We start from the raw sequence: 904 nt of genomic DNA on the forward strand, positions 1-904 counted from the left end.
GGCTGTCGCACGATGGCCGGACCGTCTTCTCACGCCTACCGCCATGCGTCGGGCGCTCCCAGAATGCAGCCGCGACAAGATCGGCGCAATATCACAGGAGAATCCTCCTGTCGGAATGCTCTTCACGCACCTGCAGGGACTGCCCGAGGAATCCCGCAAGATGCCTTTCACACTGGAGACCGTGAATGTGAATCCCGCCGACGCCAGGCTGTTGGAGGCCAATGGGGTGCTGTTCCGAGAGAACGATCAGTACTGGATTCCGGAGATCTACCGTCACGGCCTCGGGTTCGGGCTGAGCGGGACCGGCCGGCCGCGTGTGATCGCTATTGCGAAGTCGATCCGTGGGCGGGGTGGCTCCGGCTGATGTCGGCCGGCCGGGGCCGGCCGCCGGCGCACGGGGCGTCGCCGGCGGCCGGAACGCTCAGCAGCCCGGAATGGTGGTTGTGAGGGTGGCCGGGCAGCCGGGTTTGATTACCTTGCGTATGGCGATCTCGCCGTGAGCGCCGAAGGATTTCACGACGACCGAGTTCCGTAGGCCCTCGGCGACCATGGGCAGGCTGTTCAGGGTGACCGGGGTCAGGTCGCCGAGGATGAAGTAGTCGACGTCCTGCCAGCCGTTCTTCAGTTTCTCGCGGACGGCTGGGTCGAGGTCCAGTTTGTAGAACCAGATCGGCTCGGGCTTCTTGCCGGCCAGCTCCAGGTCCGTCCATATGTTGTCGTCGGTGACGACGATGTTGCCGTCCGGGATGTTCTCGATGTACCAGCGGGCCGCCTCCCGGCTCGGTGCGCTGTCGTCGGCGGTCAGTGCCGTGTGCAGCTTCGGCGCCCAGTGGTCCGGGAGTGTCAGCAGGCCCGCCGTCACGATGCTGGCCACCGCCACCAGGCGTATCCAGGTGGCAAGCAC

2 pseudogenes are annotated in these 904 nt (G+C 65.8%); one reads left to right on the top strand and one right to left on the bottom strand.

Annotated features, from left to right (window positions below):
- Window positions 1–364: pseudogene (locus NBW84_RS10630) on the top strand (ParA family protein); the annotation flags it as partial.
- 57 nt (window positions 365–421) lie between these two features.
- On the opposite strand, the pseudogene NBW84_RS10635 reads toward NBW84_RS10630, so the two are convergent.
- Window positions 422–904 (bottom strand): annotated as a pseudogene (locus NBW84_RS10635) (4-amino-4-deoxy-L-arabinose transferase); the annotation flags it as partial.

Source organism: Protofrankia sp. CiP1_Cm_nod2 (assembly GCF_920664355.1).
Taxonomy (GTDB): domain Bacteria; phylum Actinomycetota; class Actinomycetes; order Frankiales; family Frankiaceae; genus Protofrankia.